The sequence below is a fragment of the Desulfovibrio sp. genome, assembly GCA_016208105.1.
Classification (GTDB): domain Bacteria; phylum Desulfobacterota; class Desulfovibrionia; order Desulfovibrionales; family Desulfovibrionaceae; genus Fundidesulfovibrio.
On sequence record JACQYS010000022.1, the window covers coordinates 351,540 to 365,901 of the forward strand.

Below are 14,362 nucleotides of genomic sequence, written 5' to 3' on the forward strand. Positions count from 1 at the left end.
TCTGGCAATGAGCTTAGGCCATTAGGCGTGTCTGAACGCCTCGTTGCAAGGTGTAAGGCTATGGCGTCCCGATGAGGCGGCTTATGATTCCTGGTGAAACTGCGTCCACGGTCATGAGCACGGTCAAAACGATGACCACGATCACCGTGACCCAGGCCACGGTGTTGAACACCGGGCCGTTGACGAACTCGCCCATGAGCTGGCGGTTGTTTATAATGAGAAGCATGAGGATGAGCACGGCGGGCAGCACCGCGCCGTTGACCACCTGGGAGACGTACATGATGCCAAGCAGCGGAACCCCTGGAATCATGATGCACACGGCGCTTAAGATGATGCTGGTGGTGAAGAGCCAGAAGAACTGCGGGGCCTGGGTGAAGTTCTTGTCCACGCCCAATTCCCAGCCCATGCCCTCGCAGATGTAGTAGGCCGTTGACAGGGGCAGCACGCAGGCCGCGAAGATGGACGCGTTGAAAAGCCCTATGGCGAAAAGGACCGAGGCGTAGGGGCCGGCCACGGGCTTCAGGGCCTCGGCCGCGTCGGCAGCGGTTTCGATGCTGAGCCCCTGCTGATGGATGGCAGCCGCGCAGGAAACCACGATGAAGAAGGCCACGGCAATGGCCAGGGCGCAGCCCACCATGACGTCCAGCCTGGCGAACTTGTACTGCTCCTTGGTGATTCCCTTCTCCACCACCGAAGCCTGCTGGTAGAACTGCATCCAGGGGGCGATGGTGGTGCCCACCACGGCGATCATCATGGCCAGGTAGGAGCCGTCCAACTTAAAGGAAGGCACCACGGACGCGGTGAGAACCTCGCCCCAGTCCGGCTTGGCCAGATACGCGGCAACGGGATAGGCTAGGTAGATGAGGCAGGCCCCCAGGAAGACCTTCTCCACGATCTTGTAGGAGCCTTTGACGATGAGCAGCCAGACCAGAAGGGCCGAGAGCGGTACCGAGACGTAGCGGCTCACCCCGAATATCTCCAGGCTGGCCGCGATTCCCGCGAACTCGGAAACGGTGTTGCCCAGGTTGGTCAAGTACAGGGCGATCATCACGTAGAAGGTGACGGCCGCGCCGAAGCGTTCCCGGATGAGGTCCGACAGTCCCTTGCCCGTCACCGCGCCCATGCGCGAGCACATCTCCTGCACCACCACCAGGGCGGCCATGGTGGGGAGCATCATCCACAAAAGGCCGTAGCCGAACCGGGACCCGGCCAGGGAATAGGTGGTGATGCCTCCGGCGTCGTTGTCCACGTTGGCGGTGATGATGCCGGGGCCCAGGATGGAGAGAAAAAGAAACAGGTTGCGCCTGTTCAGTTTGCCCGCGGCCCTGGTGATGAAGCGAAACGGCATGCAAAGTCCTTTCAGCGTATGATGCGCTTGGGGCCAATAAGCCCGGTGCACAGGCCTATCTTTGCGGCCCGTTCAAAAAAGCGGCTGGCAAGGCGCGTAAAAAAGTCAAGGCTGAAGCGTATTTGACATACGCGAAGGTTTGACTTTTGCGCGGCAACGCCGCCAGCGGAAATTTTTCAACGGGCCGCTAGAAACGGCGCTTGGCCCTGAAACGCTTCCAGCGCAGGGCGAAGCGCAGCGAATGGGTGAGCACGTCGTCCGCGGTGACCACTCCGGCCATGGCCCCGTCCTCGTCCAACACCGGCACCGCCCACAGCCCGTACTTCTCCACGATCTCCAGCACGTCGTCGGCGGAGGTGTCCACGTTCACGGTCTTCAAATTCTGGCTCATGATCTGTTCGAGCGATTCCATGGGCTTTGCGCCAAGAATCTCCCGCAGGCTGACGACGCCAAGCGGCTTCAAGGCCTCGTCCAGAACATAGACGTAGTAGATCATCTCCATTTCCAGGGCCTTGGTCCGAATCCGGGTCAGGGCCGCCTCGGCGGACATGGAGGGGGGCAGGGCCAGAAATTCGTTGATCATGAGGCCGCCGGCCGAGTCCTCCTCGTGCTCCAGGAGTTCCTGGACCTTTTCGGCGTCCTCGGCGTCCATAAGCCCGAGCAGTTCCTTGGCCGTGTCGTCGGGCAGGTCGGCCAGCACGTCGGCGGCCTCGTCCGGGGCCATCTCCTCCAGAATGTCCGAGGCGTGCTCCTTCTCCAGGCTGCTTAAGAGTCTGGTGCCCACCTCGGGTTCCATCTCGGCCAGGGTCTCGCCCGCTGTCTCGGTGTTGAGCGACAGGAACATCTTCTCGGCCTCGCCGTGGGGCAGCTGGGCGATAATTTCGGCCAGGTCCGCCGGGTGCATGTCGCCCAGTTTGTCGCGGGTCACGGTGAGCGAGAGTGATGTCATCTTGTCGTCAAGAGGCTGCACGAACTGCCAGCCGATTTCCTTGTGGGGCAGCTGGCGCTTGAAGATACTGGTGACGAACGACCAGACGCGCTCCTGCTTGAGCCTGCGGGCCAGACCGCGCACGCCGGTGTCCACGGCCGTGACGCACAGGGCGTCCCGGCAGCCTTCGATCTTCAAGTCGTTCACGCGCACCAGCCGGGCGCCTTCCACATCCACGATCTGCTTGTCCAGGATGTCGCGGCGCACAAGGATATTCCCCTGTTCCGCGGGGTCGAACGGCTCGGCCGGGGCCCGCTCCAGGTCCACGGCGATGACGAAGACGTTGAACAGGTCCACCCCGGCCCAGGGGATGTTGGACAGGAGCTTGCCCTTCTTGACGATGAGGCTCGAGATGTGCGGGAGGCCGTCGCCTCTGGTCATGGCCAGGTCGTGCAGGCGCCCCAGGGGCTCGCCGGTCTTGTCGATGACGGTCTTGCCCAGGAAGTTGCTGGCGAAATAGGCGGCGCTGGATGTGCTCATGGGGTGCCCCTTGCCCGAAGCGGCCGTGGTTTGGCTGAAGGCCTTGGCGTAGCCCAAGGAGGCCCTGGCGGCAACAGTTTCAACCGGTTGTCACGCGATTGTCTCAGGAAATCCGGCTGTTCGGGGTTCCGCGCCGCAAGCGGCCAGAGCACCTCATCAGGAACCGAGGCATTTTAGGAGAGCTTCACTCCGTAGGCGCTCAAAAGAGGTCCTGTTGCGCCCACCATAAGGTCCTTGCGGGTGTTGTAAAAACGGGCGGCGTCCGCCAGCGGCACGGCGGCCATCTCCGTGTGCTCCGGGCTTGGGCTGGCCGCAAACGCTGCCAGGATCTCCTGATAGCTGATGGGAAGTTCCGCGGCGATGCCCAATTCCCAAATGTGGGTGTCGGTGTTTTCGATCAGCCCGAAGGGGCGCGCCATGGCCGGGCTCACGTCGATTCCCAGCTCTTCCCGCAGTTCCTCGGTAAAGAGCTTCCTCCAGGAGATGGAGCCGTCCGGCTCGCGCAGGGCCCCGTCCATGGTGCCTGAAGGGGCCAGTTCCCACAGGCCGCCTTCCACGGCGAGAGATGCCTTGCGTAGCCCGAAGATGAGGTGCCCGCTGGCCACAACCAGGCCGCTCACGGCCAGGGACCTTATCAGGAGGCTGTCGTAGAGCGTGGGGTTTTGAAGCTGGGCAACATACCAGGCGTATTCGGCCATGAACCCATGGGCCACGCCTGCCTCGATGCGGTCCAGGCTGAAAACATGGCCATTGAACAGACCTGGGCGCAGAGCCTTCTCGCTCTCCCAGATACGTTGGACCTCGGCCCTGGTTTCCGGGGACAACGCCGGGCTGGCCATGCTGTCTTGAATCGTGAACGAATCGGGAACGGGGTGGGTGATGTACATCAGCGTCTGGCTCCCAGAATGGTCATGAGCACGGCGGCCAGGATCAGCCCGGACCCTGCGTAGCCCAGGCTGGTGAAGCTTTCGCCGAAGAGCGAGAAGGCCAGCAGCGCGGCCACCACCGGCTCGAGCGTGGCGATCACCGCCGCCCGGCTGGCCTCGATGCGCCGCAGTCCCGCGTAGTAGATGGAATAGGCCCCGTAGGTACTGCACGCAGCCAGCACGATGCAGGCGAGCCAGGCCGACGGTGGCCGTTCTCCGAAGCTGAAGAAGGGAAGCATGCAGGCCGCGCCCACCGGCAGGGAGTAGAGGAAGATGGTGGGGGTGGCGTAGCGCGAGAGGAAGGCTTTCCCGAAGATGTAGTACAGGGCGTAGGTGAGTCCGGACACAAGGCCCCAGACGATGGCCCATATGTTCAGGGGAGCGTCCAGGCCGTTGCCCAGGCTCACGCCCGCCACTCCCAGTATGGTCAGGGCCACGGCGGCTATCTTCGAAAGCCCGAGGCGTTCCTTGAGGATCTTCCAGGCCAGCAGGGCCACCCAGGCCGGGGCGGTGTACAAAAGAACCGACGCCAGGGCGGCTCCCCCCTCGCGCACGGCCAACACGTAGCTGCCGAAAAGCCCGGCGATGCAGACCACGCCGAAGCCGAGAACCCAGGGCAGGTCGACAGCGTCCAGCTTCACCCGCCTGATGGAGATCGCATGGGCACCATAGATCAGCCAGGCCATGGACGCCCTCCAGAAGGCCACCTCCAGGGGGGACATGCCGTTCTGAAAGGCGATCTTGGACAATGGCCCGATAAGGCCCCACAAGAGCGCGGCCAGGGCGACGAGTGCGTATCCGGTGAACATGGCGGGGAAATTCGTAGCGGCAACGCGGCGGGAAGGAAAGAAATATAGTTGCGCGGGGGTGTAACCACCATCGGCAAAGTATGTTATCGGGCGAGATTACAAGATATTCGGTCTTGAAATTGTCAAAGAAATTAGATCACAGATCTGTGATAATTTCTTTTTGTAGAAGGATACTATTTCCCAAGGTTGTTCTCTCAAGTGAATCTTGACGGCCAATAACCAGATGGACGTCTTTGTTGGTCGAAACATAACATTCAATAAAATCAATGCATTTTTTGGAAATTGTATATGTCACGCCAGTGCCAGCCTCCCACAAAAAACCAGGGTGCTCCTTGCGGAAGAGGTCTTTGAGTATTTCTGGGGAGATATTAAAGTCAGCGTAGTCCAAATGGCCACTGACGATCCTCTGGATTCGTCTTTTATCTTCTACATCCAGATGCATAACGTGGGTTCGTCTCTGAAGATAAATACCATTAGGATCAGAAGGTCTGCTTGAGCATCACCCCGCCCGAGGGGGCATCCTTGCCGCCGGGCTCCTGTCCGTAGGGGCGGGCCGTTCCGGAGTGCGAGCCGGGCAGGCTGAACATGCCGCGAATCTCGGTGTTCTTTCCCGAATGGATGATGGCCGAGATACCCGGGGCGTTGCGGTCGTAGATGGGCTCGCGGCCGATGGGATCGGCCGGGGTCAGGGCGTTCACCGGGGAGCGGAATTCCGGAGACAGGAACATGCCCGGCTGTTTGGAAGGCGGCTCCGTACTGGCCTTGGAACCGAAGTCCTTGATGCCGTTGACCATGGGCTGGCTGTTTCCAAGCTCCGAGGAGTTCGTCTCTTGTTGGGTGATGCTGGGGGCAACAGGGCTCTCCTGCGTCTGGGCCTTCGGCTTGGAGCGCTTGGTTGGAGTGCTGGTCACAGCTGCGGAGGGTGAAGCGGCCGCGCCGTCAGGGAGCAATATTTTATCCGCCGGGGCGCTCTGGCCGTTTGTGGCGGCTTGCCCGCTGGCGTCGGTCGTCTGGGGAGACTGAGAAAAAACAGTGGTGGAGAGAATAAGCAGGAACGCGCATGCGAGCAGGGAGGCTGAAGCCTTGGGGCGTAAAACTTTGGGTGCGGCCATGGGCACTCCTTCGTGTCCCACAGCATATAAGGATGATCCCCGCCTATGCAAGTTTTACCTGACAGGCCTGTTGGTCAGGGCCACTCCCGTAAGCACCAGCGCGCCTCCGGCCAGGATGGACGCGTCGATGGGCTCGCCCAGAAGCAGGGCGCCCATGATCGCGGCCGAGACCGGCACGAAGTTGATGAACACCGCCGCCTTGGACGCGCCAATGGCCTGTATGCCCTGGTAGAACCACAAAAATCCCACGGCCGTTCCCAGAACGCCCAGGTAGACGATGGCGGACCAGCCGGTGAAGGACAACCCGGCGACCTCATGCATGAGCCCTTCGGACAGCGCGGGAGGAAAAAGCATGACCATGCCCGCCAGGCAGGAGAGGGTCACGGCGGCCAGGGGCGAAAGCCTGCCCATGACCTTCTTGCCCAAGAGCGAATAGGTCACCCAGGAGAACATGGCCCCGGCAATGGCCAGGTCGCCAAGGCTTAAGTCCCCGGAAAAGAGTCCCAGGGGATTGCCTCTTCCGATGACCACCGCCGCTCCGCACAAACACAGGATAACGCCAAGAATCTTTATTCTGCCCAGGGGCTCCTTGAAGAACACCCGGGAGAGCAGAGCGATGAACACCGGGTTGCCGGCCACGATGATGGCGGCCCGTCCGGCTGGGATGTGCTTTAAGCCCCACAGGAAGAAGGCGTTGTAGGCGAACACGCCCGAGGCGCCGAGCCCGGCCACCAGCAGGAGGAGCCTGGTGTCCATGCGGACAGCTTTGCCTTCGGTGAGGAGCCAATAGGGGAGCAGAACGGCGTTGGCAGCCACGAAGCGTAGAAACGCTCCGGTAAATGGCGAGCATTCAGGGCCAAGCAGTCGCCCGGCAATGAACGTGCCGCCCCAGATGACCGCTGTGACAAAGAGCTTGACCGTGGTCAGGCTCATCTGCCCCTCGCGGCGAGCAGGCACTGCATGATGGCCGCCCCAAGCACGATGCCCCCGCCGATCATGGCATGAAACGAGGGGCGCTCGCCGATGAAGAGAAACACCCAGACGGGATTGAAGATGGGTTCGATCACCGGGATCAGCATGGCCGGGAGGGCCCGCACGTGGCGGATAGCCTTGGTGAAGATGAAGTAGGCGAAGCCGGTCTGGACGACCCCCAGAACAAGAAGCGCGCCCACGCCTTTCAGGTCTGGGTGTCCGCCCTGGAAATAGAACGGCAGGCACACCACTGCCAAAAGGGCATTGCCCAGAAGCACCGCCTCGGTCTGGCCGCCCCGGTCGCCCAATCTGCGCAGGCAGAGCGGAATGCCCGAGAAGGCGACGCTTGAGCCAATGGCCAGGAAGATGCCCAGTTGGCCCTCGGGCGACACTTCGTCCCAGAAGAAGAGGGCCATGCCGCCAAGGGCCAGGGCCAGGGCGATCCAGTCGCGGCCTTTGGTGGGCTCGCCAAGAAATTTCGGCGCCAGGATGGCCACGTACAGGGGGGCCATGTACTGGAGCACCACGGCGTTGGCCGCAGTGGTCAGGCGGGTGGCCGTGACGAACAGAAGCATGCAGGAGGCGGTGGAAACGGCAGCTCCCACCAGGGGCCAACTCAAGCGGATTTTGGGCTTTCCGAGTATGACGAGCAGAAACAGCGCCGCGATACCGGAACGCGCCCCGGCAATGGCCAGGGGGTTCCAGTCGACGGATTTGATGAACACCCCGCCGATGGACCAGAGGAAAGCCGTGAACACCAGGGCCAGGGCGGCTGATTTTTGGGTCATGTCTTACATACTCACGAGGTGGCACGCGAAGCGGAAAGGGATTCCAAAGGGCTTAAGCCCTTTGGCCGCCGGAGGCGATCTTGCGGCCCTCTCCGCCTGTATTCGGAGCTGGTTTTATGGATGGGGCTACTCGCCCAAATACGCCTTGCGAATCTCGGGATTGTCCAGGAGCTCGGCCCCGGTGCCGGTCATGGCGATCTGGCCGGTCTCCATCACGTAGCCCCGGTGGGCGAGCTTCAGGGCCAGGTTTGCGTTCTGCTCCACGAGCAGCACGGTCATGCCCTGCTCGGCGTTCACCCGGGCGATGATGGCGAAAATATGCTCCACGATGAGCGGCGCGAGCCCCAGAGACGGCTCGTCCAGTAAGAGAAGCTTTGGCCTTCCCATGAGCGCCCGGCCGATGGCCAGCATCTGCTGCTCTCCCCCGGACAATGTGCCGCCTTTCTGTTCGCGGCGCTCCTTGAGGCGCGGGAAGAGCTCGAACACCCGGTCCAGGTCCCTGCGGGCAGCGGCGTGGTCCTTTCGGAAGTAGGCGCCCATTTCCAGATTTTCGGCCACGGTCAGGCGCGGGAAGATGCGCCTTCCTTCCGGCACCTGGCACAAACCCATGGCCGGGAGCTTTTCCGGGGCAATGGTGGCCGTGTCCTGGCCGGCGTAGAACACCTGGCCGGACATGGGGCGAAGGATGCCGCTTATGGTCATGAGCGTGGTGGACTTGCCCGCGCCGTTGGCTCCGATGATGGTCACGATTTCGCCCGGCTGAACGCTCAGCCAGATGTCGCGGATGGCAGGCGCCCGGCCCCATCCGGCGCTCAGATTGCGAAGCTCGAGCAGAGGAGTGTTCATTAATGTGACTCCTCGGAGCGCTTGCCCACGCGCTTGGCGGGGATGAGCCCGGCAGGGCGGAAGAGCATCATGACGGCCATGGCCGCGCCGAATACCAGCATGCGGTAGCTTTCGAAGTCGCGGAAAAATTCAGGCAGGGCGATGAGCGCTACGGCTCCCAGCACGATGCCGGGAATGGAGCCCATGCCTCCCAGCACCACCATGGCCAGCACCATGGCCGACTCGATGAAGGTGAACGATCCGGGGGAGACGAAGCGCATCTTGGCCGCGAAAAACGCCCCGGCCAAGCCGCCGAACACCGCGCCCATGGCGTAGGCCAGAAGCTTGAGTGCAAAGGTGTTAACGCCCATGATGCTGGCGGCTGTCTCGTCTTCGCGTATGGCCTCCCAGGCCCGGCCGATGCGCGAATCCGCCAGGCGGCGAACGGCCAGCACCGTGATCAGGGCGATGGCCAGGATAAGATAGTATTGGGCCATGGGGCTTCGTATGAGAAAACGGGTCATTTCGAAGCCCTGCTCGGGGTCGGGCCAGTAGATGGCCGGGGCCTTGATGCCCAGAATGCCGTTGGGGCCGCCGGTGAGCTTCATCCAGTTATTTAAGATGATACGCAGGATTTCGCCGAACCCAAGGGTGACGATGGCCAGATAGTCCCCGCGCATGCGAAGCGTGGGGTAGCCGATGAAGCATCCGGCCGCTGCCGCGAAGGCGGCGCACAGGGGCAGGGCCACCCAGAAGGGCATCTGGAAGTGTACGGAGAACAGGGCGTAGGTGTAGGCTCCCACGCCGTAGAAGGCGATGTAGCCCAGGTCCAGAAGCCCTGCCAGGCCCACCACCACGTTCAGTCCAAGCCCCAGCGTGACGTAGACCAGCACGTTTATGGCCACGTCCTGGCCGTAGCGCGAGGAAAGAATCGGGAAGGCCAGCAGGGCGGCGAACCCCACGCCCATCAAAAGCCAGTTCGGCAGGCGCGACAACCCTGCGAAGGCATTGCCCACGGCCCGGCCCACGCCCAGGTTCACTGTGCGGTTTAATTTCCAGGCGCCCAGGCAGAGGAGCACGCCAATGATGGCCCCGCCCACCAGGCGGGCGGCCTTGGCGAAGTCCAACCCTTCCGGCGAGATTCCGGTCATGGGCCAGACCAGCACAAAGAGCCACAGGGCGGCGATGAGGAGCTTGGAGGCCAGGGACTTAGACACGGGTGTCATTGATGTTTTCGCCCATGAGTCCGGTGGGCATGAAGTAGAGCACGGCGATGAGGATTATGAAGGCGAACACGTCCTTGTATTCGCCGGAAATATAGGCGGCGGTGAATATCTCGGTAAGGCCTATGATGAGCCCGCCGAGCATGGCCCCGGTGATGGAGCCGATGCCCCCGAGCACGGCGGCCGCAAAGGCCTTGATGCCGGGAACGAAGCCCATGTCGTAGCGCACCGAGCCGTAATAGAGCCCCACCAGGATGCCCGCGGCGGCGGCCAGGGCGGCCCCGATGGCGAAGGTAAGCGAGATGATGCGGTCCGAGCTTACGCCCACCAGGGTGGCCATCACCCGGTCCTGGGCCGTGGCCCGCATGGCCTTGCCCAGGCGGGTCTTGTAGACCAGCCGGTTCAAGCCCACCATGAGCAGGGCCGTGGTGCTTATGGCAATGATCTGCAGGTAGGTGAAGTTGAATCCGCCAACCTCCACCGCGCCCTTGGCGTACACGCCGGGGTAGGTTTTGTCGTAGACGCCCTGGGTGAGCATGAGGCCGTTCTGCAAAAATATCGACATGCCAAGGGCAGACAAAAGCACCGAGAGCTTGGAGGCGCGCCGAAGCGGCTTGTAGGCCACCTTCTCCACACCCATGGCCAGCACGGCGCAGTAGATCATGGCCAAAAGGAAGGCGATGGACAGGCACAGCCAGGGGTGGGTTTCCATGTAACCCTGGGAATTCATCCAGGCCAGAAGGACCACGCCCATGTAGCCCCCGGCCGCGAAGAACTCGCCGTGGGCGAAGTTTATGAGCTGGATGATGCCGTAGACCATGGTGTAGCCAAGGGCGATCAGGGCGTAGAAGCCGCCGAGGGTGATGGCGTTTATGAGCTGCTGGAGAAAAAAGTCCATGATCCCGGTGTACTCTGTCTTTTTGTTACAGGGTTGCGGAGTGGATGGCCCACTGAAATCGCGAACCTGTTATTTGAGCAGACGAAGTGAGTCTTCGTCAAGGCTGGGAGGCCGTCCGGCCGGTATTATTTTGCTGACCAAACCCGGGCTACGACCGGAAGATGAAGTAGACCGCGCCCACCAGGCACAGCCCGGCCCAGAGGTGGTCGAGCTTCAAGGGCTGGTTCATGTACCAGATGGAGAAGGGGGCGAACACGGACAGGGTGATCACCTCCTGCATGATTTTCAGCTGGGGCAAAGAGAGGGTGCCGTAGCCCATGCGGTTGGCCGGAACCTGGAGCATGTATTCGAACAGGGCGATGCCCCAGGAGAACACGGCCGCTATCCACCAAGGGCGCGAATGCAGGTTTTTCAGGTGGGCGTACCAGGCGAAGGTCATGAACACGTTGGAGGCGACGAGCAGCCCCACGGTTGTCAGGATGGTCTTGTTGAACATGATCGGATCTTTGTAAGCCATGAGAGGAAAAGGCGAGGGGAAACAGGGCGTCCCGTGTTTCCCCTCGCGCAGAGTCGCATAGTGTCGTGTGGCCAAAACCGTGGCCCGGTTGCCCGGAGCGGCGGTCATACGGAGGCTCGCCGTGCTTACGCAGGCGTCGGCCCCTCAAGTCGTGAGACTAGAACAGCTTCCCGGTGTCGGGGTTGTAGTACTCCTTGAACTTGTCGCCCTCGACCTTGTAGATCACGTAATTGGACCCGGAATCGCCGTTGTCCTGGAACTTGATGGTCTTGGACGCGCCCACCAGATTCAATTTCATCATCTCGGCCCGGACCTTGTCCGCATCCACGCTCTTGGCGTTCTTGATGGCCGTCAGCAGGGCGTAGGCCGAGTCGAAGGCGTAGGCCGAATAGGCGCCGGGCTCGCCGTGCATGGCCGTGTATTTCTCCAGGAACTTCTTGTACACAGGGGCGCTCTTGTCGGCGTAGCCGAAGGTGAAGAACACGCCCTGGGACTGCTCGGGGGCTTCCTTGATGAAGTTCGGGTGGTACACGGCGTCCTGGGACAGCACGGCGCTCTTGATGCCCATCTGGCGCAGCTGCTTGATCATGCGGATGCCGGCGGAGTTGTTCTGCAGGCTCATGTAGAACACGTCGGGGTTGGCCTGCTTCACCTTGGTGAGCACGGCCGAGTAGTCCATGTCGCCTTCGTTGACGTGTTCGTGGGCCAGCACGTTGATTCCCGCCTTCTTGGCCTCTTCGGCAACGAACTCGGCCAGATGCTGGGAGTAAGTGGTCTTGTCGTCGACGATGTAGACGCTCTTGGCCTTCAGCTGGTCCTTCATGAACTTGCCGGCAGCGGCGGACTGGTGGATGTCCAGGCCGCACATGCGGTACATGTACTTGAAGCCGCGCTGGGTGACCTTGGGGTTGGTGGAGGCCGGGGTGATCATGGTGATCTTTTCCTCGTTTAGCACTTCCGAGGCCGGGATGGTGGCGGAGGAGCAGTACTCGCCGACAACGCCCGCAACCTTCAGGTTGGCCAGCTTGTTGGCGGCGGCCACGGCCTGGCGGGGATCGCAGGCGCCGTCCTGGACCTCGACCTCGATGGCGTCGTATCCGGGAATGCCGCCTTCGGCCTTGATGACTTCCACGGCGGTCTTCACGCCCTTGACAATGTCGTTCCCGTCAGCGGCCGAGGAGCCGGAGATGGGGGCCAGCACGCCGATCTTGAGCGGGGCGGCCTGGGCCATGCCCACGCCCAGGGTGAGAGCCAGGGCTAGAAGCCAAATGATCCGTTTCGCCATGTCGTCCTCCTGATGGGTTGGTGTCAGTCTGCTATGTGTTTCTTGTTAAGAGCTTGCCTGAACGTGGAGCGCTGCCGGCACGTCCGTCAGTGGGACGTGCCAAGATAAGCTTCGATCACCCTCGGGTCCTTGCGGATGTCCGAGGGGGAACCCTCGGCGATCTTCTCCCCGTGCTCCAGCACCACGATGCGCGAGCACAGCCCCATGACCACCTTCATGTCGTGCTCCACCATGAGCACGTTCACCCCATGCTCAAGGATGCGTTCGATATCTTTCATCAGCGCGGCGGATTCGGTGGGATTTAGTCCTGCGGCCGGTTCGTCCAGCAGTATGGTCCGGGGCTCGCTGGCCAGGGCGCGCGAAATCTCCAGGCGGCGCTGCAGGCCGTAGGGCAGGTTGCGCGCCTCTTCGTCGGCCAGGTCCAGAAGTCCCATGAAGTCGAGCGCCCAGCGGGCCTTGTCGCGGATGCGGGCCTCTTCGGCCCGCTGCGAGGCCAGGCGAAGAACAGCTCCCACCACTCCGGCCTTGGTGCGCCCGTGCTGGGCGATCATGACGTTCTCAAGCGAGGTCATGTTCTGGAACAGGCGGATGTTCTGGAAGGTGCGGGCCAGGCCCATGCGCAGGATTTTGTGCGGGGGAACGCCCTGGATGGGCGTGTCGTCGTAGGCGGCCCGCCCGGCGCTGACCTGGTACACCCCGGTGATGACGTTGAACACCGTGGTCTTGCCCGCGCCATTGGGGCCTATAAGGCCCAGTATCTCGCCGGGCTTAAGCTCGAAGCTCACTTCGAAAAGGGCCTGGAGCCCTCCGAATTGTACGGAAACATCCTCGAACACCAGATGGGCCATGCCGCGAACCCGCTCCTTACCGTGGAAGTGAGGGGGGATGATTACCCGCATGCACGGCAATTGGCAAGATTGTCAGAAAGAGGCGATCGTGGCCCGAAATGGGCGGGACGAGAGGGATCAATTGCAGGCCCGGGCGAAAGCTGCCCGCACGAGAAGTCAGATCACGCCTTGTACGCCTGTTCAAAGACCTCGAGAGTCTTTTGGGCCGTTTCCCGCCAGGAGAAGCGCCGCACGTTTTCGCGCCCCTTGTCCGACAATCTTTGCCTGAGCCCGACGTCGTTCGCCACCTGTTCGAGCGCTCGGGCCAGTCCGTCCGCATCGGCCGGGTCCACCATCAGGGCGCTGTCCCCGGCCACCTCGGGCAGGCTGGTGGCGTTGGAGCAGATGACGGGAACACCCACGGCCTGGGCTTCAAGCACAGGCAGGCCGAACCCTTCGAAGAGCGACGGGAAAACGTACGACATGGCCGAGGCGTAGAGCACGGGCATGTCCTGGCGCTCCACATAGCCCAACCGGCGCACCCGGTCCTCGATGCCAAGCCCGCGCACCCATTTGGTCCAGGAGTCGCTCCAGGAGAGCCCGCCCGTGACCACCAGGTCCGCGTCCACGCGGTCCTTCACCTGGGCGAAGGCCTCAAGCAGGAGCTTAAGATTTTTGCGGGGCGAGATGTTGCCCGTGTAGAGAAAATACGGGCGCAAAAGCCCGTGGCGCTTGCGAAAGCGCAGGATCTCTTCGTCCGCCACTGGCGTGCGGTACAGATCGTCCGCGGCCAGGTGGGTGACGGTAACTTTCTCTGGAGGAACCCCCAGGATGCCGGTCAGGTCCTTCTTGGTGTGTTCGGAGATGGCCAGGAGCCTGTCCGCCCGGCGCGCGGTGTAGGCCATGGCCCGCTTCATGTAGAGGGTGTCCGCGAGCTTGTACATGCGGTAGCGGCCATGGAAGTAGCCCAGGTCCATCATGGCGGCAACGGCCTTGCAGGGCACGCGCGGCGGCATGTTGGAGGAGGGGAAGAAGGCCACGTCGATGCCGTGGGCGGCAAGCGCGCCGGGCAGTTTGAGCCAGTCGAAAATCAAGCGGTTCGAAGAGTACAGAGACACTTCCTCGGCCCCGGGGAAGGAGCCGAAGTACTGCACCTGGGAGTGGAACAGCACGTAGGTGTTTGTGGTGTCTAAGCGAAGAAGCTCGCTCAGTAGGCTGACCAGGTATTCCTTCACGCCGCCCGAGGCGTATTCCAGGCTGCGGCAGCTGATTGCGATGCGCATGGGCGGGGGTATAACCGCGCCGGGCTTCGGGGGGAAGAGGGAACCCGTGTACAGGCGGATTTATGCGGGCGGGAGCATTTA

At 62.2% G+C, this 14,362-nt stretch carries 15 protein-coding genes; all 15 read right to left on the reverse strand.

Going from position 1 to position 14,362, the window contains the following annotated elements:
- Positions 1-58: 58 nt before the first annotated feature.
- On the reverse strand, positions 59-1,348 hold the full coding sequence (locus HY795_14215) for an Nramp family divalent metal transporter (GenBank protein MBI4806385.1): 1,290 nt from the start codon (positions 1,346-1,348) through the stop codon (positions 59-61).
- A gap of 187 nt (positions 1,349-1,535) precedes the next feature.
- Positions 1,536-2,816 (reverse strand): CBS domain-containing protein, encoded by a 1,281-nt coding sequence (locus tag HY795_14220; protein ID MBI4806386.1) that lies wholly within the window; start codon positions 2,814-2,816, stop codon positions 1,536-1,538.
- A gap of 173 nt (positions 2,817-2,989) precedes the next feature.
- Positions 2,990-3,703, reverse strand: coding sequence for a hypothetical protein (locus tag HY795_14225; GenBank protein ID MBI4806387.1), 714 nt, complete (start codon positions 3,701-3,703; stop codon positions 2,990-2,992).
- The gene (locus tag HY795_14230; GenBank protein MBI4806388.1) at positions 3,703-4,551 is read right to left on the reverse strand and encodes an EamA family transporter; all 849 of its coding nucleotides are present in this window, start codon (positions 4,549-4,551) and stop codon (positions 3,703-3,705) included. The genes HY795_14225 and HY795_14230 overlap by 1 nt, the downstream gene beginning before the upstream one ends.
- 136 nt (positions 4,552-4,687) lie before the next feature.
- Positions 4,688-4,993, reverse strand: a complete 306-nt coding sequence (locus tag HY795_14235; GenBank protein MBI4806389.1) for a hypothetical protein — start codon at positions 4,991-4,993, stop codon at positions 4,688-4,690.
- A 37-nt stretch (positions 4,994-5,030) separates the two neighbouring features.
- On the reverse strand, positions 5,031-5,663 hold the full coding sequence (locus tag HY795_14240; protein MBI4806390.1) for a hypothetical protein: 633 nt from the start codon (positions 5,661-5,663) through the stop codon (positions 5,031-5,033).
- A 54-nt stretch (positions 5,664-5,717) separates the two neighbouring features.
- The gene (locus HY795_14245; protein ID MBI4806391.1) at positions 5,718-6,596 is read right to left on the reverse strand and encodes a DMT family transporter; all 879 of its coding nucleotides are present in this window, start codon (positions 6,594-6,596) and stop codon (positions 5,718-5,720) included.
- Complete coding sequence (locus HY795_14250) at positions 6,593-7,423, reverse strand: EamA family transporter (GenBank protein MBI4806392.1); 831 nt, start codon at positions 7,421-7,423, stop codon at positions 6,593-6,595. The genes HY795_14245 and HY795_14250 overlap by 4 nt, the downstream gene beginning before the upstream one ends.
- A gap of 126 nt (positions 7,424-7,549) precedes the next feature.
- On the reverse strand, positions 7,550-8,269 hold the full coding sequence (locus tag HY795_14255; protein MBI4806393.1) for an ABC transporter ATP-binding protein: 720 nt from the start codon (positions 8,267-8,269) through the stop codon (positions 7,550-7,552).
- Positions 8,269-9,474: a branched-chain amino acid ABC transporter permease gene (locus HY795_14260; GenBank protein ID MBI4806394.1), complete on the reverse strand. Its 1,206-nt coding sequence runs from the start codon at positions 9,472-9,474 to the stop codon at positions 8,269-8,271. The genes HY795_14255 and HY795_14260 overlap by 1 nt, the downstream gene beginning before the upstream one ends.
- The gene (locus tag HY795_14265; GenBank protein ID MBI4806395.1) at positions 9,458-10,369 is read right to left on the reverse strand and encodes a branched-chain amino acid ABC transporter permease; all 912 of its coding nucleotides are present in this window, start codon (positions 10,367-10,369) and stop codon (positions 9,458-9,460) included. The genes HY795_14260 and HY795_14265 overlap by 17 nt, the downstream gene beginning before the upstream one ends.
- Positions 10,370-10,517: 148 nt before the next feature.
- The gene (locus HY795_14270) at positions 10,518-10,865 is read right to left on the reverse strand and encodes a DMT family protein (GenBank protein ID MBI4806396.1); all 348 of its coding nucleotides are present in this window, start codon (positions 10,863-10,865) and stop codon (positions 10,518-10,520) included.
- Between the two features lie 178 nt (positions 10,866-11,043).
- On the reverse strand, positions 11,044-12,171 hold the full coding sequence (locus HY795_14275) for a branched-chain amino acid ABC transporter substrate-binding protein (protein ID MBI4806397.1): 1,128 nt from the start codon (positions 12,169-12,171) through the stop codon (positions 11,044-11,046).
- Positions 12,172-12,257: 86 nt separating this feature from the next.
- A complete protein-coding gene (locus HY795_14280) occupies positions 12,258-13,019 on the reverse strand; it encodes an ABC transporter ATP-binding protein (protein ID MBI4806398.1) in 762 nt (253 codons plus the stop codon).
- A 161-nt stretch (positions 13,020-13,180) separates the two neighbouring features.
- A complete protein-coding gene (locus HY795_14285) occupies positions 13,181-14,281 on the reverse strand; it encodes a glycosyltransferase family 4 protein (protein MBI4806399.1) in 1,101 nt (366 codons plus the stop codon).
- Positions 14,282-14,362 lie beyond the last annotated feature (81 nt).

Excerpts from the sequence above, each read along its gene's own strand:
- HY795_14250 (MBI4806392.1), bottom strand. The coding sequence starts at position 7,423 with ATGACCCAAAAATCAGCCGCCCTGGCCCTGGTGTTCACGGCTTTCCTC.
- HY795_14255 (MBI4806393.1), bottom strand. The coding sequence starts at position 8,269 with ATGAACACTCCTCTGCTCGAGCTTCGCAATCTGAGCGCCGGATGGGGC.
- HY795_14265 (MBI4806395.1), bottom strand. The coding sequence starts at position 10,369 with ATGGACTTTTTTCTCCAGCAGCTCATAAACGCCATCACCCTCGGCGGC.
- HY795_14225 (MBI4806387.1), bottom strand. The coding sequence starts at position 3,703 with ATGTACATCACCCACCCCGTTCCCGATTCGTTCACGATTCAAGACAGC.
- HY795_14275 (MBI4806397.1), bottom strand. The coding sequence starts at position 12,171 with ATGGCGAAACGGATCATTTGGCTTCTAGCCCTGGCTCTCACCCTGGGC.
- HY795_14220 (MBI4806386.1), bottom strand. The coding sequence starts at position 2,816 with ATGAGCACATCCAGCGCCGCCTATTTCGCCAGCAACTTCCTGGGCAAG.
- HY795_14215 (MBI4806385.1), bottom strand. The coding sequence starts at position 1,348 with ATGCCGTTTCGCTTCATCACCAGGGCCGCGGGCAAACTGAACAGGCGC.
- HY795_14270 (MBI4806396.1), bottom strand. The coding sequence starts at position 10,865 with ATGTTCAACAAGACCATCCTGACAACCGTGGGGCTGCTCGTCGCCTCC.
- HY795_14240 (MBI4806390.1), bottom strand. The coding sequence starts at position 5,663 with ATGGCCGCACCCAAAGTTTTACGCCCCAAGGCTTCAGCCTCCCTGCTC.
- HY795_14260 (MBI4806394.1), bottom strand. The coding sequence starts at position 9,474 with ATGACACCCGTGTCTAAGTCCCTGGCCTCCAAGCTCCTCATCGCCGCC.
- HY795_14230 (MBI4806388.1), bottom strand. The coding sequence starts at position 4,551 with ATGTTCACCGGATACGCACTCGTCGCCCTGGCCGCGCTCTTGTGGGGC.
- HY795_14285 (MBI4806399.1), bottom strand. The coding sequence starts at position 14,281 with ATGCGCATCGCAATCAGCTGCCGCAGCCTGGAATACGCCTCGGGCGGC.
- HY795_14245 (MBI4806391.1), bottom strand. The coding sequence starts at position 6,596 with ATGAGCCTGACCACGGTCAAGCTCTTTGTCACAGCGGTCATCTGGGGC.
- HY795_14235 (MBI4806389.1), bottom strand. The coding sequence starts at position 4,993 with ATGCATCTGGATGTAGAAGATAAAAGACGAATCCAGAGGATCGTCAGT.
- HY795_14280 (MBI4806398.1), bottom strand. The coding sequence starts at position 13,019 with ATGGCCCATCTGGTGTTCGAGGATGTTTCCGTACAATTCGGAGGGCTC.